The organism is Streptomyces sp. NPDC034099 (genome assembly GCF_055575415.1).
On the sequence record NZ_JBVISR010000002.1, the window covers coordinates 335,508 to 358,393 of the forward strand.

The 22,886-nt window shown below is 72.9% G+C and carries 15 protein-coding genes and 1 pseudogene; 3 read left to right on the top strand and 13 right to left on the bottom strand.

Annotated elements, in window-relative coordinates; all coding sequences use genetic code 11:
* Nucleotides 1–103: 103 nt before the first annotated feature.
* Entirely contained in the window at nucleotides 104–844 is a 741-nt protein-coding gene (locus ACZ56V_RS06595) for an MBL fold metallo-hydrolase (RefSeq protein WP_398910974.1), read from the top strand.
* Between the two features lie 34 nt (nucleotides 845–878).
* A complete protein-coding gene (locus tag ACZ56V_RS06600; protein WP_356359825.1) occupies nucleotides 879–1,682 on the top strand; it encodes a DUF3097 domain-containing protein in 804 nt (267 codons plus the stop codon).
* Between the two features lie 97 nt (nucleotides 1,683–1,779).
* Here the strand turns inward: ACZ56V_RS06600 and hemW are convergent, their stop codons facing one another.
* The 4 genes from hemW to lepA all read right to left on the bottom strand — a co-directional run bounded on the left by hemW (nucleotide 1,780) and on the right by lepA (nucleotide 9,756).
* Nucleotides 1,780–3,012 carry a radical SAM family heme chaperone HemW gene (gene hemW / locus ACZ56V_RS06605; RefSeq protein ID WP_468939820.1) on the bottom strand — a complete coding sequence of 411 codons (1,233 nt, stop codon included), beginning with the start codon at nucleotides 3,010–3,012 and terminating at the stop codon, nucleotides 1,780–1,782.
* A gap of 94 nt (nucleotides 3,013–3,106) precedes the next feature.
* A complete protein-coding gene (locus ACZ56V_RS06610) occupies nucleotides 3,107–5,506 on the bottom strand; it encodes a SpoIIE family protein phosphatase (RefSeq protein ID WP_468939823.1) in 2,400 nt (799 codons plus the stop codon).
* Between the two features lie 206 nt (nucleotides 5,507–5,712).
* Nucleotides 5,713–7,590: an AMP-dependent synthetase/ligase gene (locus tag ACZ56V_RS06615; protein WP_468939825.1), complete on the bottom strand. Its 1,878-nt coding sequence runs from the start codon at nucleotides 7,588–7,590 to the stop codon at nucleotides 5,713–5,715.
* 297 nt (nucleotides 7,591–7,887) lie between these two features.
* Nucleotides 7,888–9,756 (bottom strand): translation elongation factor 4, encoded by a 1,869-nt coding sequence (lepA, locus tag ACZ56V_RS06620; protein WP_356359817.1) that lies wholly within the window; start codon nucleotides 9,754–9,756, stop codon nucleotides 7,888–7,890.
* A gap of 237 nt (nucleotides 9,757–9,993) precedes the next feature.
* Between lepA and rpsT the strand changes: the two genes are divergently transcribed.
* Entirely contained in the window at nucleotides 9,994–10,260 is a 267-nt protein-coding gene (gene rpsT, locus ACZ56V_RS06625) for a 30S ribosomal protein S20 (RefSeq protein ID WP_030180898.1), read from the top strand.
* A 264-nt stretch (nucleotides 10,261–10,524) separates the two neighbouring features.
* Here rpsT and holA read toward each other — a convergent pair whose 3' ends face one another.
* From holA to leuS, 9 genes and pseudogenes are all read right to left on the bottom strand, one after another.
* On the bottom strand, nucleotides 10,525–11,514 hold the full coding sequence (gene holA / locus ACZ56V_RS06630) for a DNA polymerase III subunit delta (protein ID WP_468939829.1): 990 nt from the start codon (nucleotides 11,512–11,514) through the stop codon (nucleotides 10,525–10,527).
* Between the two features lie 57 nt (nucleotides 11,515–11,571).
* Nucleotides 11,572–11,817: a hypothetical protein gene (locus ACZ56V_RS06635; RefSeq protein WP_356359813.1), complete on the bottom strand. Its 246-nt coding sequence runs from the start codon at nucleotides 11,815–11,817 to the stop codon at nucleotides 11,572–11,574.
* Nucleotides 11,818–11,831: 14 nt separating this feature from the next.
* Nucleotides 11,832–12,713, bottom strand: a complete 882-nt coding sequence (locus tag ACZ56V_RS06640; RefSeq protein ID WP_356359812.1) for a YceI family protein — start codon at nucleotides 12,711–12,713, stop codon at nucleotides 11,832–11,834.
* Between the two features lie 628 nt (nucleotides 12,714–13,341).
* Nucleotides 13,342–13,914, bottom strand: a pseudogene (locus tag ACZ56V_RS06645) (N-acetylmuramoyl-L-alanine amidase); the annotation flags it as partial.
* Between the two features lie 355 nt (nucleotides 13,915–14,269).
* Entirely contained in the window at nucleotides 14,270–16,840 is a 2,571-nt protein-coding gene (locus ACZ56V_RS06650; RefSeq protein WP_468939833.1) for a ComEC/Rec2 family competence protein, read from the bottom strand.
* On the bottom strand, nucleotides 16,837–17,889 hold the full coding sequence (locus ACZ56V_RS06655; protein ID WP_468939835.1) for a ComEA family DNA-binding protein: 1,053 nt from the start codon (nucleotides 17,887–17,889) through the stop codon (nucleotides 16,837–16,839). Before ACZ56V_RS06655 ends, ACZ56V_RS06650 begins: the two co-directional genes overlap by 4 nt.
* Before the next feature lie 149 nt (nucleotides 17,890–18,038).
* Nucleotides 18,039–18,884, bottom strand: coding sequence for a DegV family protein (locus tag ACZ56V_RS06660; RefSeq protein WP_398910957.1), 846 nt, complete (start codon nucleotides 18,882–18,884; stop codon nucleotides 18,039–18,041).
* Nucleotides 18,885–18,980: 96 nt separating this feature from the next.
* On the bottom strand, nucleotides 18,981–19,748 hold the full coding sequence (locus ACZ56V_RS06665; RefSeq protein ID WP_468939839.1) for a hypothetical protein: 768 nt from the start codon (nucleotides 19,746–19,748) through the stop codon (nucleotides 18,981–18,983).
* Nucleotides 19,749–19,911: 163 nt separating this feature from the next.
* Nucleotides 19,912–22,821, bottom strand: coding sequence for a leucine--tRNA ligase (gene leuS / locus ACZ56V_RS06670; protein WP_468939842.1), 2,910 nt, complete (start codon nucleotides 22,819–22,821; stop codon nucleotides 19,912–19,914).
* Between the last annotated feature and the right edge of the window lie 65 nt (nucleotides 22,822–22,886).

Sequence of the window (22,886 nt, forward strand, 5' to 3'; positions counted from 1 at the left end):
TCCTGGCACTCATGGCTCGCGAGTGCCAGACTTCCCCGGCCCAGTGTACGGCCGTGGGGTACGCCCCCGGCAAGGCCGGGACCAAGCCGTTAGCGTCGTCGCCGTGACGGTGACTTGGGAAGAGCTGGGCTGGGAGCGGCTGGCGGACGGAGTGGGGCGGTGCCGGCTGCCGGGATGGGACTGCACGGCGGGGCTGGTCCTCGGCGCGGACGCGGCGCTGATGGTGGACGCGGGGTCGAGCCTGGACGAGGGCGCCCGGCTGCACGAGGCGGCGCGGTGGCTGGCCGGCCGCCGTGTGACACATCTCGCGCTGACCCACCCGCACTTCGACCACGTCTTCGGCGCCGCGGCCTTCCCGGACGCGGAGGTGTACGGCGCGGTGGGCACCCACGCGTTGTTCGCGCCCGGCGGACAGGGGCGGCAGGCGCTGCGCGCGGACGCGGTGGCGGAGGGCCTGGACGCGCGGCGGGCGGCGGAGGCGGCCCACGCGCTCGTCCCCGTCCGGCACGAGGTCCGCGGTGAGCGCGTACTCGGCCTGGGCGGGGGCCGCCGGGTACTGCTGGCCGACGTGGGCCCGGGACACACCGGGCACGATCTCGCGGTGCTGGCGCTGGCGCCGGGGGCCCCGGTGGTCGTCTTCTGCGGCGACCTGGTCGAGGAGTCCGGCGAGCCGCAGGCGGGCCCCGACGCCGTGCCGGCGCGCTGGCCGGCCGCCCTGGACCGGCTGCTGGACCTGGGCGGCGACGACGCGCTGTACGTCCCCGGTCACGGAGCGGTGGTGGACGCGGCGTTCGTCCGGGCCCAACGGGACGCGCTGGCCGCCCGGTTCGGCGTGTCGCGTTGATCACGGGGCGGGCGTTCCTCGTATCGTCGGGAGAATGCGCCAGTACTCCGCCGACCTGACCCCTCCGTGGAAGAAACCGCAGCCCGTTCCCGAGGTACCGGCCGATCCCGGCCTGGTGGTCGAGGAGCCCGGCACCGGGTTCTGCGGCGCCGTGATCGGCTGCGAGGCGGGCACGGTGACCCTGGAGGACCGCTTCGGCAAGCACCGGGTCTTCCCGCTGGAACCGCGCGGCTTCCTGCTGGAGGGCCGCGTGGTGACGCTGGTACGGCCGTCCTCCTCCGGTCCGGCGCGCCCCTCCCGTACGGCGTCCGGTTCGGTCGCCGTCCCCGGCGCACGCGCACGGGTGGCGCGCGCCGGGCGCATCTACGTCGAGGGGCGGCACGACGCCGAGCTGGTCGAGAAGGTCTGGGGCGACGACCTGCGCATCGAGGGCGTGGTCGTGGAGTACCTGGGCGGCGTGGACGACCTGCCGTCGATCGTCGCGGACTTCGCCCCGGGCCCGGACGCACGGCTGGGCGTCCTGGTGGACCACCTGGTGCCGGGTTCGAAGGAGTGGCGGATCGCGGAGGCGGTGACGAGCGAGCACGCGCTGGTCGTGGGGCACCCGTACATCGACATCTGGGAGGCGGTGAAGCCGTCGTCGGTGGGGATCGATGCCTGGCCCCGCGTCCCCCACGGCCAGGACTGGAAGACCGGGGTCTGCCGGGCGCTGGGCTGGCCGTCGGAGAACACGGGCGCGGTGTGGCAGGCGATCCTGGCCCGGGTGGGGTCGTACAAGGACCTGGAGCCGGAGTTGTTGGGGAGAGTAGAGGAGCTGATCGACTTCGTGACGGCGTGAGCAAACCCAGCCCCTCCGGCGTTTGAGGAGCGGGGGTCCGGGGGCAGCGCCCCCGGGGTCGGGACGGGAAGGGGCGGCGGGGGCGAGAAAACCCTGGTCAGTCCACCAGGTCCCGCACCACCGCGTCCGCCAGCAACCGCCCGCGCAGCGTCAGCACCGCGCGGCCCGCCACGTACGGCCCCTCCTCCAGCAACCCCTCCGACAGCGCACGCCGCGAGGCCGCGAGCCCCGCGTCCCGCAGCAGCGCCAGCGGGACGCCCTCCCGCAGGCGCAGTTCCAGCAGGATGCGCTCGACCCGCCGGTCCTCGTCCGTCAGGACCTCGCGCCCCGCGCCCGGGGACTTCCCCGCCACCAGCGCCCCCGCGTACGCCCCCGGGTGCTTCACGTTCCACCACCGCACGCCCCCCACGTGGGAGTGCGCGCCGGGTCCCGCGCCCCACCAGTCGGCGCCCCGCCAGTACAGCTCGTTGTGCAGGCAGCGCCCCGCGTCGGAGGTGGCCCAGTTCGACACCTCGTACCAGTCGTAGCCCGCCGCGGACAGGGTCTCCTCGGCGATCAGGTACCGGTCGGCGTGCACGTCGTCGTCGGTCATCGGGACCTCGCCGCGCCGGATGCGCCGGGCCAGTTGGGTGCCCTCCTCGACGATCAGGGCGTACGCCGAGACGTGGTCGGGTCCGGCGCCGAGCGCGGCGTCCAGCGAGGCCCGCCAGTCGTCGTCGGACTCGCCGGGGGTGCCGTAGATCAGGTCGAGGTTGACGTGGTCGAAGCCGGCCGCGCGGGCCTCGGCGACGCAGGCCTCGGGGCGGCCGGGCGTGTGGGTGCGGTCCAGGATCTTCAGGACGTGCTGCTTGGCGCTCTGCATGCCGAAGGAGATCCGGTTGAAGCCGCCCTCGCGGAGCGCCGCGAGATAGGCCGGGTCGACCGACTCGGGATTGGCCTCCGTCGTGATCTCCGCGTCCGGCGCCAGGCCGAACTCGTCGCGGACCGCGCGCAGCATCCGTACCAGGTCCCCGGCGGCCAGCAGGGTGGGCGTACCGCCGCCGACGAAGACCGTGCGGACCTCGCGCGGGTCGTCGCCGAGCACCTTGCGGGCCAGGCGGACCTCGTCGACGAGCGTGTCGGCGTAGTTGTCGCGGGAGGCGAGGACGCCGCCGGTGCCGCGCAGCTCGGTCGCGGTGTAGGTGTTGAAGTCGCAGTAGCCGCAGCGGGTCGCGCAGTACGGGACGTGCAGGTAGAAACCGAGGGGGCGGTCGGCGGCCCCGGCGAGCGCGGACACGGGCAGGGCACCGTCGGCGGGGACGGGCTCGCCGTCGGGGAGTGCGGAGGGCATGCGTTCCATTGTCCCGTACGGCCGCGGTTACCCGGTTCCTCGATCGACCGGCTGCCCGAGCGACCGGCTGCCCGGCTGTCCGGCTGCCGCTCGGCTACTCGGCCTGGAGCACGAGCAGGGCCAGGTCGTCCTCCGGGGGCCTGGGCCCGAACTCGTGCACCAGCCGCCTGATGCGCTCGGCGACCAGCTCGGCGTCCAGGCCCGTGCACCCGGCCAGTGCCGTGGCCAGACCGTCGCCGTCGTCGAACTGGCGGGAGCCGCTGCGCCGCTCCGTGATCCCGTCCGTGACGCACAGCAGGGTGTCCCCGGACCGCAGCTCGAAGGTCTCGCTGACGTAGGTCGCGTCCTCGACGACGCCGAGCAGGGTCTGCGGGTGCGCGACGGCCGACACCGTGCCGTCGGGCCCGAGGAGCAGCGGCAGCGGGTGCCCGGCGGACGCGAGGGTGCAGCGGACGCCGCCGTCGAAGGGAACCAGCTCGCCGTAGAGCAGGGAGAGGAAGCGGGTCTGCGGTCCGTCGCCCGGGGCAACCGGTGGGCCGCCCGCGGCGACCAGCGCGCGGGCGGCGGCGTCGGCGGCCTCGGTGGCGTCGTCGAGGAGGAGCTGGTTGAGACGGTCGAGGACGTCGGGGACGCCGTACTGCTCGCGGGCCAGCAGGCGCAGCCAGGGCCGGGCGAGCCCGATGACGACGGCGGCCTCGGGGCCCTTGCCCTGGACATCGCCCACGGCGAAGCACCAGCGGCCGTCACCGGCCGGGAAGAGGTCGTAGAAGTCGCCGCTGGGGCCGCCCTTGTCGCGCGGTTCGTAGACGAGGGCGCTGCGCACACCGGGGATCTCCGCGACGGCGCCGGGCAGCAGGCCGCGCTGGAGTACGGCGCTGATGGTGGCCTGCCGGGCGTACTGGCGGGCGGCGCCGATGGCGAGCGCCACCCGGCGGCTGAGATCCTCGACCAGGCCGGTGATCTCGTCGGGGAAACCGGGAGTGTCGAGGGTGTCGGGGTCGTCCGGGTCGTCCGAGGCGTGCGGGGCGGCGCCCGAGCTGTCGGCCCGTCCGATGACCAGGGTGCCCAGTGGCCTGCCTCCGGCGACCAGGCGGTAGGCGAGCGCGGTGCCGTGCCTACCGTCCGGGCCGAGTGCGTCGCCGGGCCAGGGATGGCCGACGGGGCCGGAGCGCCAGGGGTCGCGCGGGCGGGGCGGGTCCTTCTCGAGGGCGGCGCGCAGCTCGTCCAGGTGCCCCTCGCCCGCGTGCCACACGCGGGCCAGCCGGGCGCCCACGGCCGCTCCGGTGTCGTCGGTCCAGGCGCCCCGGCCCAGGGACTCGTCCTCCAGCCACACCCCGCACCAGTCGGCGAGCCGGGGCACGATCAGCTGGCCGGTGAGGGAGGCGACCAGATCCTCGTCGAGCTGCCCGGCCAGGAGGTCGGAGGCCTCCGCGAGGAAGGACAGCGCGCCGCGGCCCAGCCACTCGCGGTCGCGGACACCACGCCTGGCGGTCCCGGCGGTGCCGTCCCACGGGTCGGGCCACCGCGGCCGGCCCGGCCGGCCGGGACACCCGCCGCGGTCGCGGGTCGCGCCCGCGTCTTGGTTCGCGCCCTGGCCCGCGTCTTGGTTCGCGCCCGGGGCGGCCGCACGGCCGGGAGCGGCCGTCCGACGGTCCGGGCCCAGCGCGGGGCCGTCCGATTTCCCAAGGCCGTCCGCGTCCGGGCCGTCCTGACCGGTGCCGTGGCCGCTCGGGCCTCCCTGGGGCACGTGGGCGGCCGTCCGGTCCCCCAGGCCGACCCTCACGTCCTCGCCGGACGCACCGAACTGGCCGGACTCGCCGGACTCCCGGGCATCACCGGCCTCGCCCGACGCCACGGCCTCACCAGACGCGCCGGACGCACCGCCCCCGGCGCCTTCGCCGTCCGCCCCGCCCGTCCCCTCCCCCGGCGTCCGCGTGCCCGGCGGCTCGGGGCGTCGCGCTCCGCACCCTCCGGCGTACGCCTCGGGCTGCCCGGCGGTGTCCGTGCCCGCGGCCGACAATCGCGCCCACACCGTCTTGATGCCCGGGCGGTAGGTGATGCCCCACGCCTCCGCGAGCGCGGCGACCAGGCGCAGGCCGCGCCCGTACTCGGCGGGATCGTGCGGCATCTCTGGGTCGGTGTTCCTCGGCGCACGGGACGGGTGCTGGTCCGTGGCCTCGACGACGAGCGCGCCCGTCTCCTCCAACCGGAGGACCACGTCGACGTCGGTGCCGGCGTGCACCACGGCGTTGGTGACCAGCTCGCTGACGACGACCAGGGCGTCGGCGACGAGGTGCTCCGTCAGCTGTTCCGTGCCGGGCAGGCGGAGCGCGGACCAGTCGGCGAGCGCGGCCCGCGCCATCGCGCGGGCGGCGCCCGGCGCCAGGGAGCTGCCGAGCAGGCTCACGCGTGCCCGCGCGCACTCCTGGGCGGTGTGCGCAGGCTCCGCGCCGGCGCGGGAGGCGGTCTCCCGCTGCGTCGGAATGGCCCCCATGGACGTCTCCCCGGGCAGTTCGTGCGAGTTCCTCGCAGTCGATGCCGACAGAGTGACAGACCGGCCCCGCCCATAAGCACGGAGTTACCGAAGTGGGTCGCGATGGGTGAGAACCGTGCTAGGCGAACGTTCGAAGACGACCGGAAGCCGAACGGAAACCGGACGTCTTCGGACATTCGCGGGCACGGACAGCGCCGCCCCGGGCTTTACGCCTCGCGCGAGCCCTCGTACATCTCCTCGATCAGGTTCTTGTACTCCCGCTCCACCACCGGCCGCTTCAGCTTCAGGCTCGGGGTGATCTCGCCGTGTTCGACGTCGAGGTCGCGGGGCAGCAGACGGAACTTCTTGATGGTCTGCCAGCGCTGGAGCCCCTCGTTGAGCTGCTTGACGTAACCGTCGACCATCTCGACGGTCGCGGGCGCCGCGACGATCTCGGCGTACGGCTTGCCCTCCAGGCCGTTCTCCTTCGCCCACTCCGTGATCGCGATCTCGTCGAGGGCGATGAGCGCGGTGCAGAAGTTCCGGTCGGCGCCGTGCACCAGGATGTTGGAGACGTAGGGGCAGACCGCCTTGAACTGGCCCTCGACCTCGGCCGGCGCGATGTACTTGCCGCCGGACGTCTTGATGAGGTCCTTCTTGCGGTCGGTGATGCGCAGATAGCCGTCGGGCGACAGCTCGCCGATGTCGCCGGTGTGGAACCAGCCGTCGGCCTCCAGCACCTCGGCGGTCTTCTCGGGCAGCTTGTGGTAGCCCTCCATGATCCCGGGGCCGCGCAGCAGGATCTCGCCGTCGTCCGCGATGCGCACCTCGGTGCCGGGCAGCGGCTTGCCGACGGTGCCGGTGCGGTAGGCCTCGCCGGGGTTGACGAAGGAGGCGGCGGAGGACTCGGTGAGGCCGTAGCCCTCCAGGATGTGGATGCCGGCCCCGGCGAAGAAGTAGCCGATCTCCGGCGCGAGGGCGGCCGAGCCCGACACGCAGGCGCGCAGGCGGCCGCCGAAGGCCTCGCGGATCTTGGCGTAGACGAGCCGGTCGGCGACGGCGTGCTTGGTGCGCAGCCCCGCGGGGGCGCTCGCGGTGCCGGTGCGCTTGAAGTTGTCCTGGGTGACCTTGGCGTACTCGCGGGCGATCCCGGCGGCCCACTGGAAGATCTTGTACTTGGCTCCGCCGCCCGCGCGGGCCTTGGCGGCGACGCCGTTGTAGACCTTCTCGAAGATGCGGGGGACGGCCGCCATGTAGGTGGGCTGGACGACCGGCAGGTTCTCGATGATCTTGTCGACCCGGCCGTCGACGGCGGTGACGTGCCCGGCCTCGATCTGGCCGGAGGTCAGCACCTTGCCGAAGACGTGCGCGAGCGGCAGCCACAGGTACTGCACGTCGTCCTTGGTGACCAGGCCGGTCGCGGCGATCGCCTTGGCCATGTACGACCAGCAGTCGTGCGGGAGCCGGACGCCCTTGGGCCGGCCGGTGGTGCCGGAGGTGTAGATGAGGGTGGCGAGCTGGTCCTTGGTGAGCGCGCCGACCCGCTCCTTGATCAGCTGGGGGTCCTGCTCCAGGCGGGCCGCGCCCCGGCGCTCCAGCTCGTCGAGGGTGAGGACCCAGTCCTCGGAGGTGTCCGCACCGGCCGCGTCGACCACGACCACATGGGTGAGGTCGGGCAGCTCCGCCTTCTTCTCCCTCGCCTTGGCGAGCTGCGCGGCGTCCTCCGCGATCAGCACCCGGCTCTCGGAGTCGGAGAGGATGTACGCCGATTCGTCGGCGTTGGTCTGCGGGTAGACGGTGGTCGTCGCCGCGCCCGCGCACATGATGCCGAGGTCGGCGAGGATCCACTCCAGGCGGGTCGAGGAGGCCAGGGCCACGCGCTGCTCCGGCCGCACGCCCAGCTCGATGAGGCCGGCCGCGATCGCGTAGACGCGCTCGGCGGCCTGCGCCCAGGTCAGCGACTTCCAGTCGTCGGGGCCCTCGCCCGCGGCCGGCGGCACCGGGTAGCGGTACGCCTCGGCGTCCGGCGTGGCGGCCACCCGCTCCAGGAAGAGTCCCGCCACGGAGGGCGGACGGTTCTCGATCAGTGTCTGTGTGTCGCTCACGACATCCTCCGGGCCCGCGACGGTGCGGCTGGCTCGTTGCGGCTGGCTCAGGTGCGGCTGGTTCACTCTCGGGCGGTGTTCGGGCGGTGACTCGGACTGTTGCCCGATCACTTGTTTAACTCACGAGTAACTAAGGGGCAGGCATCAGGGTAAAGGGCGACCGGCCGCCGCGTAAGACTCCGCGCCCTGTCACTTCCTACAGATGCGCGCCCGTGACATGCGAAGGGACCCGCCGCACTTTCGTACGACGGGCCCCTCGGTGTCCGTTTCACCCGGACTCGGCGTGCGGCGCGGCGGTTACTTCTTGCCCTTGCCCGACCCCGCGCTGTCATCGCTGGACAGGACCGCGATGAAGGCTTCCTGCGGAACCTCCACGGAACCCACCATCTTCATCCGCTTCTTGCCCTCCTTCTGCTTCTCCAGCAGCTTCCGCTTACGGGAGATGTCACCGCCGTAGCACTTGGCGAGGACGTCCTTGCGGATGGCGCGGATGGTCTCGCGGGCGATCACCCGGGAGCCGATGGCCGCCTGGATGGGCACCTCGAAGGCCTGGCGCGGGATCAGCTCGCGCAGCTTGGCGACGAGCCGCACGCCGTAGGCGTACGCCGCGTCCTTGTGGGTGATCGCCGAGAAGGCGTCCACCTTGTCGCCGTGCAGCAGGATGTCGACCTTGACCAGGCTGGAGGTCTGCTCGCCGGTGGGCTCGTAGTCCAGCGAGGCGTAACCACGGGTCTTCGACTTCAGCTGGTCGAAGAAGTCGAAGACGATCTCCGCGAGCGGGAGGGTGTAGCGGATCTCGACGCGGTCCTCGGAGAGGTAGTCCATGCCGAGCAGGGTGCCCCGCCGGGTCTGGCACAGTTCCATGATCGAGCCGATGAACTCGGTCGGCGCGAGGATCGTGGCCCGCACGACCGGCTCGTACACCTCGTTGATCTTGCCCTCGGGGAACTCGCTCGGGTTGGTGACGGTGTGCTCGGTGCCGTCTTCCATGATCACCCGGTAGACCACGTTGGGGGCGGTGGCGATGAGGTCGAGCCCGAACTCGCGCTCCAGCCGCTCGCGGATCACGTCGAGGTGCAGCAGGCCGAGGAAGCCGACGCGGAAGCCGAAGCCGAGGGCGGCGGAGGTCTCCGGCTCGTAGACCAGGGCGGCGTCGTTGAGCTGGAGCTTGTCGAGGGCCTCGCGCAGCTCGGGGTAGTCGGAGCCGTCCAGCGGGTACAGGCCGGAGAACACCATGGGCCTGGGGTCCTTGTAGCCGCCGAGCGCCTCCGTGGCGCCCTTGTGCTGGCTGGTGACGGTGTCGCCGACCTTGGACTGGCGGACGTCCTTCACGCCGGTGATCAGGTATCCCACCTCGCCGACGCCGAGGCCGTCGGCGGAGAGCATCTCCGGCGAGTTGGTGCCGATCTCCAGCAGCTCGTGCGTGGCGCCGGTGGACATCATCTTGATGCGCTCGCGCTTGTTGAGCTGGCCGTCGATGACCCGGACGTACGTCACCACTCCGCGGTAGGAGTCGTAGACGGAGTCGAAGATCATCGCGCGGGCGGGCGCGTCCTTGACGCCGACCGGGGCGGGGATCTCGGCGACGACCTTGTCGAGCAGCGCGTCGACGCCGAGGCCGGTCTTGGCGGAGACCTTGAGCACGTCGTCGGGGTCGCAGCCGACCAGGTTGGCCAGTTCCTCGGCGAACTTCTCGGGCTGCGCGGCCGGCAGGTCGATCTTGTTCAGCACGGGGATGATCGTGAGGTCGTTCTCCATCGCCAGGTAGAGGTTGGCGAGGGTCTGGGCCTCGATGCCCTGGGCGGCGTCGACGAGGAGGATGGTGCCCTCGCACGCGGCCAGCGACCGCGACACCTCGTAGGTGAAGTCGACGTGCCCGGGGGTGTCGATCATGTTGAGGATGTGCGTGTCGCTCTTGTCGTGGGTCGGGGCCCACGGCAACCGCACCGCCTGGGACTTGATCGTGATGCCGCGCTCGCGCTCGATGTCCATGCGGTCGAGGTACTGGGCGCGCATCTGCCGCTGCTCGACCACACCGGTCAGCTGGAGCATCCGGTCGGCGAGCGTGGACTTGCCGTGGTCGATGTGCGCGATGATGCAGAAGTTGCGGATCAGCGCCGGGTCGGTACGGCTCGGCTCGGGCACATGGCTGGGGATCGCGGGCACGCAGGGTCCTGATTCTTGAGGCGTCCGCAGTGTCTGCGGTCTCGGGTCTCGGGTCGGATCGATACGTAGCCTCCATGGTCCCACGGGTGGGGAGCCGGTACGGGTTTGGGACCCTCGACGACCCGCTGGTAGTGTGGGTGGCTGTGTCTCTTGCCCTCTCAGCACGAGGCACTCCTTCAAGAAATCACCGGCACGGGACCCTCGCGGCCTCGTGCCTGAACCTGCAAAGGCTCATTCGTGGCGAACATCAAGTCCCAGATCAAGCGGAACAAGACCAACGAGAAGGCCCGGCTGCGCAACAAGGCCGTCAAGTCCTCTCTGAAGACCGCGATCCGCAAGGCCCGTGAGGCCGCTGCCGCGGGTGACGTGGAGAAGGCCACCGAGTACCAGCGCGTCGCTTCGCGCCAGCTCGACAAGGCCGTCTCCAAGGGCGTCATCCACAAGAACCAGGCCGCCAACAAGAAGTCGGCGCTGGCGCAGAAGGTCGGCGCCCTCAAGGGCTGAACCCCTTATCTGGATTTATCTGGTGTGATCGCCGGAAGGACCCAGAGCGGGCCCTCTCTCATCCGCTCCCGTCCGGCACCCAGGATCCATGCGCGGCCTGCGTTCGCCACGCGGGCATGGATCCGCGAGCTTGATCCGAAGGCCCCGGCGGGCCGTCCTTCCCCAGGACGGACGCCGGGGCCTTCGGTGTGTCACGGGAGGGATGTCCCGGGTTCGGGGCCCTGGATCCGGTGTCCCGGACACGGGGCCGAGCGCGGTGGGTTTCTACGAGCGTCCCCGTGAACGCGCCGCCCGCGCGATGGTCACCACGGCCTTCTCCAGGGCGTACTCGGGATCGTCCCCGGCGCCCTTCACCCCCGCGTCGGCCTCGGCCACCGCGCGCAGGGCCACGGAGACGCCGTCCGGGGTCCAGCCGCGCATCTGCTGCCGGACGCGGTCGATCTTCCAGGGCGGCATTCCCAGCTCGCGGGCGAGGTCGGCGGGGCGTCCGCCGCGGGCGGAGGACAGCTTGCCGATGGCCCGCACGCCCTGCGCGAGCGCGCTGGTGATCAGCACCGGTGCCACTCCGGTCGCCAGCGACCAGCGCAGCGCCTCCAGGGCCTCCGCCGCGCGTCCCTCGACCGCCCGGTCGGCGACCGTGAAGCTGGAGGCCTCCGCCCGTCCGGTGTAGTACCGCCCGACGACCGCCTCGTCGATGGTCCCCTCGACGTCGGCGGTCAGCTGGGACACCGCCGAGGCCAGCTCACGCAGGTCGCTGCCGATCGCGTCGACCAGGGCCTGGCACGCCTCCGGGGTGGCCGACCGCCCGGCCGTGCGGAACTCCGAGCGCACGAAGGCCAGCCGGTCGGCGGGCTTCGTCATCTTCGGGCAGGCCACCTCGCGTGCCCCTGCCTTGCGGGCCGCGTCGAGCACGCCCTTGCCCTTGGCGCCGCCCGCGTGCAGCAGGACGAGGGTGATCTCCTCGGCGGGGGCGCCGAGGTAGGCCTTGACGTCCTTGACCGTGTCGGCGGACAGGTCCTGCGCATGGCGTACGACCACGACTTTGCGCTCGGCGAAGAGCGAGGGGCTGGTCAGCTCGGCGAGGGTGCCGGGCTGCAGCTGCTCGGGGGTGAGGTCGCGTACGTCCGTGTCGGCGTCGGCGGCCTTGGCGGCGGCCACCACTTCCTGCACGGCACGGTCGAGCAGGAGGTCCTCCTGGCCCACGGCAAGGGTCACCGGGGCGAGAGGGTCGTCGTTCGCAGTCTTCCTGGCCATCGTGACAAGCATCGCACGCACCACTGACAACGCCGGACGGGTGCTGCCGGGCGCGGGCTACGGCTCCTCGCGCCAGCCCTCCCACTCCCCGGCGAACGCGTCCAGCTCACCAGGGTCCAGCGCCTCCCGCTCGTCGCGCAGGACGACGAGCCACTGGGCGTCCTCGGCGTCGTCCTCGCCGGCCAGGGCGTCCCGCAGGATCCGCGGTTCCTCGTCGATCCCGAACCGCTCCCCCAGCTCCCGGGCGACCTCCTCCGCGGCGTCGCGGTCGGGCAGCACCAGCACATGTCTTACGTCGCTCACGGTGCCATTGTCGGTCAGCCCTTGGGCACGATCTGCACGTCGAGGTCGATGCGGATGCTGGGGCCGACCACGGCGATGCCGCGGGCCAGCATCGTCTGCCAGCTCACCGTGAAGTCGTCGCGGTGCAGCTCGGTGGTGGCGCGGCAGGCCGCCCGCGTCTCGCCCTCCATGCCGTTGCCGAGTCCGAGGTAGTCGGTCTCCAGCGTGACCGTGCGCGTCACGCCGTGCAGGGACAGCGCCCCGGTGACGGCCCACCGGTTGCCGCCGCGGTGCGTGAACCGGTCGCTGTAGAACTCGAGCGTCGGAAACCGCTCCACGTCCAGGAAGTCGGCCGAGCGCAGGTGGTCGTCGCGCATCTTCACATTGGTGTCGATGGACGCCGCGTCGATCACGACGTGCATCGCGGAGTGCTGCATGTCGTCGGCGATCCGCACCGCGCCCGCGAAGGAGTTGAACCGGCCGTGGATCCGCGCCAGCCCGATGTGCCGCGCGGTGAAGGCGATCGAGGAGTGCGCCGGCTCGATCTCCCAGTCGCCCGGCGCGGGCAGCTCCGGCGGCTGGGCCACCTGCAGCGTCACGTCGCCGAGCGAGGCCAGCGAGTCCTCGACGACCGTCGCCGAGGCGCGGTACGGGGTGTACCCCTCGGCGGACACGGCGAGCCGGTACTCCCCCGCGGGCACCGTCGCCACGAACGATCCGAAGGGGTCCGTACCCCCACCGACCACCTTGCGCCCCATGGCGTCGCTGACCGTGAACTCCGCGCCCGGCACCGGGGTGTTGACGGGGTCGAGGACGCGGCAGCTCAGCACGCCGGCGTCGCGCGGGGTGCGCACCGCCGCCAGGGGACCCGTCCGCTGCGTCCGCTTCGTTCGGCTTCCCAGCAAACGGCCGATCATTTGCGACACCCTCTGCACGACATCGAAAACCAGTTGACGGAGAAACATTCGATCACCGATGTGGCTTTCGGGGCAACACGGGACCACATCACGGGAAACCGTCACATGTGCTGGGAGTGGGCAGGAGTGGCCCCGTGTGGCCGTGTGTGCTCCCGTGTGGCCCGTTATCGGCGCACCGGGCGCGTTCCCCTCCTCGTCACCGTTCCCAGTACAGGCCGCGGACCTTCACGCCGGTGACCGTGGCCGGGGCCTGGTCGGCGGAGTCGGGCGGGTAGTAGATGAACTCGAAGCGCAGCCGTTCGTCGGCGACGATCGAGCCGCTGTTTCCGAAGTCGGGGAAGCTGCTGCCGTCGGTGCCCACCCGTTCGACGATCGGGCCGGTCCATCGGCTTCCGTCCCGGCGGAGGTGGTAGAAGCGGCCCTGGAGCGTGGAGCCGGGTGGCACGACGGCCCGGAGGTAGGCCGTGGCCTGGTAGTGGGACGCGCCGGTCAGCAGGTCCACGCCGTCCACGCTGAGCGTCGTCCACTGCCGGGGCGTGATCCGCTGGTCGTCGCTGTCGGATCGGCTGATCGCTCGCGGCATGTCTTCCTCCTCGGAATCGCCGGGTGTCCAGCCGGCGGGGTGGGTGAGGCGTTCTTCGACCCGGGCGCGCATCGACGCCATCGTGAAACCGCGCGGATCGATCTTTCCGGGCTGCCACTCCAGGTGGCCGATCACCGAGCGCTCGTTCCAGCCGTGGTGCCGGCACACGGCCGCGGCGGCCCGCTCGATCGCGTCCAGTTGCGCGGCGGGCCACGGGTCCTCGCCGTCTCCGAGGTTCTCGCACTCGAAGCCGTAGAAGTGCCGGTTGCCGTCGGTGTTCGCCTCGTTGTCCGGGGGCAGGGCCTGCTCCGCGACGACGGCGCGCAGGACGTCGTCGTCGCCGAGACCGGCGTGGTTGGCGCGGCCGTAGCCGACCAGGTGCACGCGGCCGTCCTTGGTGATGACGCCGTGGCACAGCGGGCCGGGCAGGCTCGCGTAGCCCTTGCGGCAGATCTCCACGGTGGCGGCGCTGCCCCGGGTCACGGTGTGGTGGATCATCACGCCGTTGACGGGTCCCCAGGCGCCCTTGTGGTTGCGGTTGTGGTCCCGCCAGTCACCGACCTCGACGACGGTGAGGCCCTCCGCCTTCAGCGCCTTGAGGAAGCTGCCCGCGGTCATGGGGGTGGCCATCAGGCACGCTCCGGACCCGGCCGGTCGGGCCGGTGGACGGTGTGCGTCGGATCGTCCTCGCCGCGCCGGTGCACAACGGGGTGACCCGGCCTGGGGGTTCGGGGCATGGTCTCTCCTTCGGTGTGGGGGTGACCGACCGTGGCCGGACGCGTCGGCCGCGCGACACGGTGACGTCTCCCGCGCTGGTCTGGAAATTCCCGGTGCCCGCCGGACTACGCCTCCCAGGGCACAGCAGGGACGGGAATCACTCGCGATCCGGCCAGTACGGGACCCCCTGCCGCACCCTGAGTACCGGCGCGGCAGACACGGACGACCTGCTCGTGGCCGACGAGCGCCCCCGTCCTCACTCCCCCGCCACCCGCAGCTCCCTCCCCGTACCGGCGACCGCCAGCGCCCCGTCCCGGTCCGTGCGCAGCACCGTCGCTCCCTGGGCGCGCAGTGCCGCGACCGTGCCGGGAGCCGGGTGGCCATAGGTGTTGTCCTCGCCGCAGCTGATGAGCGCGAGACGCGGGGCGACTTCCCGCAGGAACGCGAAGTCCTGGTGGGCGGAGCCGTGGTGGGCCACCTTCAGGACGTCCACGTCGTGCAGCAGTGCCGCCGCCGGGGCGCGGGCCAGCTCCCGCTGGGCCGGGGGCTCCAGGTCGCCGAGGAGGAGCAGGCGCAGGCCGGCCGTCCGGACCAGGAGGGTGACGCTGGCGTCGTTGGGGCCGCCTTCCGTGCCCGGTGGCGCGGTCATCGGCGGGCTCGGCGGGGGCCACACCACCTGCCAGGACAGCGGGCCGGAGCGTCGCCGCTCTCCGGCGGCCGCGTGCCGCAGGGGAATGTGCCGGGCCGCTGCCTGTCGGTGGACGAACTCGGCCTGGTCCGCCGGTTCTTCGAGGGCGGTTGTCTCGATCGCGCCCACCGAACGGCCCCGCAGCACCCCGGGCAGCCCGGCCACGTGGTCGGCGTGCGGGTGGGTCAGCAGCACGAGGGGCACGCGGGTGATGCCGAGGGCGCGCAGGCAGTGGTCGGCCAGGGCGGGATCGGGACCCGCGTCCACGACCACGGCCGTCCCCTCTCCCGCCGCGAGCACCAGCGCGTCGCCCTGACCCACGTCGCACATAACCATCCGCCAGCCGGGCGGGGGCCAGCCCTTGATCACCCGGGCCAGCGGGGGCGGCTGCGTCACGACGAGGAGCAGCAGCAGGGCGCAGACTCCGCACCACCACGGGTGCCGCAGCAGGCGTCGGCCGGCCAGCAGCACACCCACCGTGGCGAGGGCGAGCAGCGCCGCCCCGGCCCAGCCGCCCGGCCAGTCCACTCCCGCGCCGGGCAGCGCGGCCCCGGTGCGGGCGATCCCCGCGATCCACTCGGCCGGCCAGCTTCCGCACCAGGCCAGGCTTTTGGCCAGCGGCATCGCCGCGGGTGCCGTCGCCAGCGCCGCGAAGCCGAGCACCGTGGCCGGGGCCACCGCGAACTCCGCCAGCAGGTTGCACGGCACTCCCACCAGACTCACCCGCTGCGACAGCACGACGACGACCGGCGCACACACGGCCTGCGCGGCAGCCGCGGCGGCCAGCGCCTCCGCGAGCCGGGGCGGTACCCGGCGCCGGCGCAACGCCGCGCTCCACCGCGGAGCGATCGTGAGCAGCGCCCCCGTGGCCAGCACGGAGAGCAGGAAGCCGTAACCGCGGGACAGCCAGGGGTCGTAGAGCACCAGGAGCAAAACCGCCGTCGCCAGGGCCGGGAGCAGTGATCTGCGACGGCCGGTGGCCAGGGCGAGCAGGGCGACGGACCCGAAGGCCGCCGCCCGCAGCACGCTCGGGTCGGGCCGGCACACCACGACGAAGGCGAGCGCGAGCAGCCCGCCGAGCAGCGCGGTCGTCCGCAGGTGCAGGCCGAGGCGGGGCGCCAGTCCCCGGCGCTCACTGCGCTGGGCCAGGCCCGGCGGACCGAGGAGCAGCGCGAGCACGATCGTGAAGTTGGCGCCGGAAACGGCCAGCGTGTGTGTCAGGTCGGTTTCCTTGAACGCCTCCTCCAGCTCCGGGGTGACGCGCGAGGTGTCGCCGACGACCAGGCCCGGCAGCAGCGCCCGCGCGTCTGCCGGCAGGTCCTCGGTCGCCTCGCGCAGTCCGGCACGCAACCGTCCCGCCAGCCGTTGCGCCGTCGAGGGCTTCGCCAGGGGCTCCGGTGGCTGTCGGCCCGCACGCACGCGCAGCACCGCGGCGATCCGGTCACCGCCCTGCCTCGGGGGTGACAGCCGGGCGGTGACGCGGAGCCTCGTGGTCGGCAGCAGCTCCAGCCAGCGGGAGGGTGCGGGCCGGGCGCGGGACTGCTCCCTTTCCTCACCAACGTCGACGAGGACGAGCACCGGCGTCTTGGTCGTCACCGCCGTCCCGCCCGACTCGCTCAGCCTCCGCACGTCGGCCTCGATCAGCACCGTGGGCGGCACGGCGCGGTCGCCCCGGACCCGCGGCCGGGTGAGGCGGGGGTCGGCCGTGACCTCCACCTCCGCCGTGACCGTGGCGTACCGCCGCGCCAGCTCCGGCACGGGTCCGCGGCGCGGGTCCGCGCCGTGCAGCGCGGCCGAGGCGGCGGACGCGGCGACACAGAGCAGCAGAGCGGCGGCCGCGGGTGCGCGGGTCCGTCTGCGCGCCGGCCCCAGCAGCAGTGCCCCGGCCAGGAGCAGAGCGCCCGTCACCACGCCCACCGCCCAGCCGGTCGGCACGTCCAGCACCAGTGCCGCCGTCGCCCACGCCGCCAGGGCGGGCGGTACCAGGCGCAGGTCCGCGGGGCCCTCCTGCCGGGGGTGGGCCGCGCCCAGCCGGTGGCCGGAGGCAGCGTGCACGGCGGTGCGCGGGGGCCTCGCACGGGACTGCTCCGGTCCGGCGCGTCCGTCCGGCCGGTCCGCCTCCGTCACGTCCGTGTTCATGGCCGTACGAGGTCCCGCAGGTCGCCGAAGCGGCGTTCGCCGATGCCGTTGACCTCGCGCAGTTCGTCCACCGAGCGGAAACCGCCGTGCTGGGTGCGGTAGTCGATGATGTGCTGGGCGAGGACCGGACCGACGCCCGGGAGGGTGTCGAGCTGGTCGGTGGTCGCCGTGTTGAGGGAGACCGGTGCCGCAGGCCCCGCCGCACCCGTCGACCCACCCGGCGCGGGACCAGGCCCCGGTGGGGGCGCGGGCGCTCCGACGATCACCTGTTCGCCGTCCACCAGGAAGCGCGCCCGGTTCAGCCCGTCGGTCTTCGTGCCGGGCCGCACCCCTCCGGCGGCTCGCAGGGCGTCCGCGACGCGGGAACCGGCCGGGAGGCTGTGGACGCCGGGTTCGCGGACCTTGCCGCCGACGTCCACCACGATCTCGGGCCCTGCCGTGGTCGTCGGCGCGGCCTGGGACCCGGGCTTGCCCGTCGACGCGCGGTCCGCGGCCGTCGGCCCCGGTTTCCCGGCTCCGTACGCCGCCGCCTCCCGCACCACCTCGGGTGCCGCCACCGGCTGGGCGCGGCCGGACCGGAAGTGCTGCACCGCGAAGACCGCCGCGAGGACGAGCAGCACCGAGAGCGCGGCGACGCTGCGCCGCTCCAGGCCGCACCGTGTCTGCAGCCACACCGGCATCCGCTCCCGCAGTGCCTGCCCGGTCCGCTCCCGCCAGGCCGGCGTGGCGGCGCCGGAGTCACCGACGTCCGTGTCGCCGGGGGCCTCGGGGCCGGGCAACGGCGGCCCCTTTCCCGCCTCCCCCTGCGCCCTCTCCCTCTCGTGTCCGGCCTGGTCGAACCCCTCGGCGCGCTCGGCGAACAGCGCCTCCGCCCTCCGCCGCAGCTCCTCCGGAGGCGGTTGCCGGCGACCCTGCCGGGCGTGGGAGCGGGGGCGGGCGTGGGCACCGGAGCCGGGTGCGCGGCGGTGCACGAGGCGGCCGTCGGAGGCCGGGGCGCGGCCCGGGCCACTGGTCGCGGACGGGGTGCGTGAACGTGATCGAAGAGCCATGCGACGAGGATCGGGCACCTCGACGCCCTCGCGATGATCATGGACGATTCCCGGGGACTACCCACGGGTTGTGGAAAACTCCGGCCCCCTCACGGGTGATCCGACAGCACCCACCACGACCCTCGCCACGCCCCCCCGGCAGCCCGCCCTCACCGCGACGAGACCACGACCCCCAGCAGCCCCGGCCCCGTGTGCGCGCCGATCACCGCACCGACCTCGCTCACGTGCAGGTCGGCCAGCCCGGGCACCCGGTCCCGCAGGCGGTCCGCCAGGGCCGACGCCCGGTCGGGGGCGGCGAGATGGTGCACGGCGATGTCGACGGGCGCGCTGCCCGCCCGGTCCGCGGCGATCTCCTCCAGCCGGGCGATGGCCCTCGACGCCGTCCGGACCTTCTCCAGGGGTTCGATGCGGCCGCCCTCCAGCTGCAGCAGCGGCTTCACGGCGAGCGCGGAGCCGAACAGCGCCTGGGCCGCCCCGATCCGGCCGCCGCGGCGCAGATAGTCGAGGGTGTCGACGTAGAAGTAGGCGGAGGTGTCCGCGGCGCGCTTCTCCGCGGCCGCGACGGCCTCGTCGACCGTGCCGCCCGCCTCCGCCGTCTCCGCGGCGGCGAGCGCGCAGAATCCGAGGGCCATCGCGATCATCCCGGTGTCCACGACCCTGACCGGGACGGCGGCCTCACGCGCCGCGACGACGGCCGCGTCGTGGGTGCCGGAGAGTTCGGCGGACAGATGGAGGGAGACGATGCCGTCGGCGCCGGACTCGGCGATCCTGCGGTAGGTCTCGGCGAAGAGTTCGGGGCCGGGGCGCGAGGTGGTGACCGGCCGCCGTTTCTGCAGCGCCTGGGCCAGGGAACGGGTCGAGATCTCGGTGCCCTCCTCCAGGGCCCGGTCGCCCAGCACGACGGTCAGGGGTACCGCGGTGATGCCGTGCCGCTCCATCGTCCGGGCCGGAAGGTAGGCCGTTGAATCCGTGACGATAGCGACATGGCGGGACATGAGCTGGAGGTTACCTGGCGTAGTGCCCGTACGGCAGTCCGGCCCCGACGACCGGGCGTTCACAGGCCGGATCGGGCCGGCCGGACCGGCGGACGGTCAGGTCGTGCTCTCCGGGCGGGCCTTCTTCTGCCAGGGATACACGGGGCTCGCGGCGGGCGGGTTGATGGCGGGGCGCGTGGCGTCCTCCTCCGCCGGGCCCTGAGCGGCGGAATCCGGCCAGGTCTGCCGGGTGGACGGGGCCTCGGCGGCGGGCGCCTCGGGCCAGGACGGCGGCGCGGCGGCCGGCCCCGTCCCCAGCCCTGTTCCGGTCTCCGTCTCCGTCTCCGTCCAGTGCCGCAGCGCGCCGGCCTCCACGTCGATCTGCGCGCTCAGCGAGTCCAGGTCGTCGTCCGCGAAGCGGCGGGCGCGGTCGCGGGCCGCCCAGCGCAGGGAGTCCGCCGACCGGACGACGCGCTCGGTGCGCTCACGCAGTCCGGGCAGGCGCTCGGCGAGGGTGGCGCGGTCCGGCTCGGACTCCAGCCGCCGCAGCTCGCCGTCCAGCTCGAAGCCGTGCGCGCTGAGCCGCTCGAAGAGGGCGAGGGACTCCTTGAGGGACTCGTCCTCGGCCACGCGCGCGTGCAGTGCGTCCTGGGTGGCCCGCATGGAGGTGCGCAGGGTCAGCCGCAGCTGCGCCAGCTCGCCCGCCGGACCCACCTGGACGAGGGACTTGGCCCGCAGGGTGTGGTCCTCGACGGTGCGGCGGGCCTGGGTGATACCCCGGTCCACGCTGCGCTTGGCGGCGCCGACGGCCTTCACCGTGGCGTAGACACCCAGCACCACGGCGAGCAGGAAGAGCAGGGCGAACACTGTGAGCGCTGCTTCCACGAGGCTCCTCCTTCGAACGTCCGTCCCGCACACCGGCGGTCCACGGCACGTGTCGCGCCGCTCTTCCACGGTAAACGCAGCGGGCAGGCCCAGGGTTCCGCAAGAACCCCGAACCTGCCCGTACCGGACCCGTAGGGGGCGCCGGAGACGCCCCGGTCACCGCCTACGCGGGCACGATGTTCACCAGCTTCGGCGCCCGCACGATCACCTTGCGGATCCCGGCTCCGCCCAGCGCGGCCACGACCTTCTCGTCGGCCAGCGCGGCCTTCTCCAGGTCGTCGTCGGAGATGGAGGGGGCGACCTCCAGCCGCGCCTTGACCTTGCCCTTGATCTGGACGACGCAGGTCACGGTCTCGTCGACGACGTAGGCCGGGTCGGCGACCGGGAAGTCCTCGTGGACGACGGAGGACTCGTGCCCCAGCTTGCGCCACAGCTCCTCGGCGACGTGCGGGGCCAGCGGCGCGACCAGCAGCACCAGGCGCTCGGCGACCGACCGCGGGACCGGGCCTCCGGCCTTGGTCAGGTGGTTGTTCAGCTCGGTGACCTTGGCGATGGCGGTGTTGAACCGCATGCCCTCCAGGTCCTGCCGCACGCCGTCGATGGCCTTGTGCAGGGCGCGCAGGGTGTCGGCGTCGATGTCGGTCTCCGCGACGTCGGCCACGGACAGCTCGCCGGTGTTCTCGTCGACGACGTTGCGCCACAGCCGCTGCAGCAGCCGGAACTGACCGACCACCGCGCGGGTGTCCCACGGCCGGGACACGTCCAGCGGGCCCATCGCCATCTCGTACAGGCGCAGCGTGTCGGCGCCGTACTCGGCGCAGATCTCGTCGGGGGTGACGGCGTTCTTCAGGGACTTGCCCATCTTGCCCAGCAGCCGGGAGACCTTCTCGCCCTGGTAGTAGTAGGCGCCGTCGCGCTCCTCCACCTCGGCGGCCGGCACGGCGATGCCGCGGCTGTCCCGGTAGACGTAGGCCTGGATCATGCCCTGGTTGAACAGCTTGTGGAACGGCTCGGCCGAGGAGACGTGCCCCAGGTCGAACAGGACCTTGGACCAGAAGCGGGCGTACAGCAGGTGCAGCACGGCGTGCTCGGCGCCGCCGACGTACAGGTCGACGCCGCCGTGCGGCAGGCCCTCGCGCGGGCCCATCCAGTACTGCTCGATCTCGGGGTCGACCAGCTGCTCGCTGTTGTGCGGGTCCAGGTAGCGCAGCTCGTACCAGCAGGAACCGGCCCAGTTGGGCATCGTGTTGGTCTCGCGGCGGTACTTCTTCGGCCCGTCGCCCAGGTCCAGGGTGACGTTGACCCAGTCCTCGTTGCGGGACAGCGGGGTCTCGGGCTTGGTGTCGGCGTCGTCCGGGTCGAAGGTGCGCGGGGAGTAGTCCTCGACCTCGGGCAGCTCCAGCGGCAGCATCGACTCGGGCAGGGGGTGGGCGATGCCGTCCTCGTCGTAGACGATCGGGAAGGGCTCGCCCCAGTAGCGCTGGCGGCTGAACAGCCAGTCGCGCAGGCGGAAGTTGACGGTGCCCTCACCGGCGCCGGTGCGCTCCAGCCACTCGGTGATGCGCTCCTTGGCCTCGACGACGGACAGGCCGTCCAGGCTCACCCCGTCGCTCGAGGAGTCGGTGCTGGACGAGTTCATGATCTTCGCGTCGTAGGAGGAGAAGGCGTCCTCCCACGTCGAGGTGTCGGTGCCGCGGCCGTCGGTCGGCTCGACGATGCAGCGGATCGGCAGCTCGAAGGCGCGGGCGAACTCGAAGTCGCGCTGGTCGCCCGCCGGGACGGCCATGATCGCGCCGGTGCCGTAGCCCATCAGCACGTAGTCGGCGATGAAGACCGGGACCTGCTCGCCGTTGACCGGGTTGGTGGCGTACGCGCCGATGAAGACGCCGGTCTTGTCCTTGGCCTCGGCCTGCCGCTCGACGTCGGACTTGGAGGCGGCCTGCGCGCGGTACGCGGCGACGGCCTCGGTCGGGGTGGCGTGACCGCCGGTCCACGCCTCGCGGGTGCCCTCGGGCCAGGCGGCCGGGGTGAACTTCTCGACCAGCGGGTGCTCGGGCGCCAGCACCATGTAGGTCGCACCGAACAGGGTGTCGGGGCGGGTGGTGAAGACGGTGATGCGCTCGCCGTCGACGGGGAAGTCGACGCGGGCGCCCTCGGAGCGGCCGATCCAGTTGCGCTGCTGCAGCTTGATGGCCTCGGGCCAGTCCAGCTGGTCCAGGTCGTCCAGCAGCCGGTCGGCGTAGGCGGTGATTCGCATGTTCCACTGGCGCAGCTTGGACTTGAAGACGGGGAAGTTGCCGCGCTCGGAGCGGCCGTCGGCGGTGACCTCCTCGTTGGCCAGCACGGTGCCCAGTCCGGGGCACCAGTTGACCGGCGCGTCGGAGGCGTAGGCCAGGCGGAACCCGCCCAGGACGTCGGCGCGCTCGGCCTCGCTCAGGGTGCTCCACGCGCGCCCGGGGTGGCCCGGGACCGCCCGCTCACCGGAGGCGAACTGCGCGACCAGCTCGGCGATCGGACGGGCCTTCTTCGCCTCGTCGTCGTACCAGGAGTTGAAGATCTGCAGGAAGATCCACTGGGTCCACTTGTAGTACTCGGGGTCGATCGTGGCGAACGACCGGCGCTTGTCGTGGCCCAGGCCCAGCCGGCGCAGCTGGCTCTGCATGTTCTTCATGTTGGCTTCGGTGGACACGCGCGGGTGCGTGCCGGTCTGCACGGCGTACTGCTCTGCGGGCAGGCCGAAGGCGTCGAAGCCCAGGGTGTGCAGGACGTTGTGGCCGGTCATCCGCTGGAAGCGGGCGAAGACGTCGGTGGCGATGTAGCCCAGGGGGTGACCGACGTGCAGGCCCGCACCGGACGGGTACGGGAACATGTCCATGATGAACTTCTTGGGCCTGGCGACCAGCTCCGGGTCGCCCGCCAGGTCACCCTTGGGGTTCGGCGCGGCGTACGTCCCCTCGGCGTCCCAGAAGTCCTGCCAGCGTGCCTCGATCTCGGCGGCCATGGCGGCCGTGTAGCGGTGCGGCGCGGCGTCCGCCGACACAGGGGCGGTCGCCGCGGGGTTCGTCTCGCTCATGATCCTCAAAGCTCCATCGATCGTCTCTGCCAGCGGCTGCGACATTCATGACCAGCGGCTGCGAT